General features: G+C 50.6%; 1 protein-coding gene. It reads left to right on the top strand.

Annotation, left to right across the window (positions count from 1 at the left end; all coding sequences use genetic code 11):
* Window positions 1-245: YitT family protein (locus LK536_RS58955; RefSeq protein WP_506092354.1), on the top strand; the 245-nt coding region annotated here is incomplete at both ends.

The following is a 245-nucleotide window of genomic DNA, read 5'->3' on the forward strand; positions in this document are numbered from 1 at the left end:
CGGTTTGATATCGGGGCGTCCAGCGTAGGGGCCGATATCATTGCCATGATATTAACAAAGCACACCAGCCTTAGTATCGGAACCGTCCTCATGCTGGTGGACGTGGCTGCCTTGGCTTCCTCCTTCTTTATATTCGGGCCGGAGACAGGGCTGTTCTCCACCATTGGCCTTGCGGCTAAGTCCCTGGTGATTGACGATGTCATCCAGAACATCAACCTATGCAAATGTTTCAATATCATATGTGA

The organism is Clostridium pacaense, from assembly GCF_020709765.2.
GTDB classification, from domain to species: Bacteria; Bacillota; Clostridia; order Lachnospirales; family Lachnospiraceae; genus Enterocloster; species Enterocloster hominis.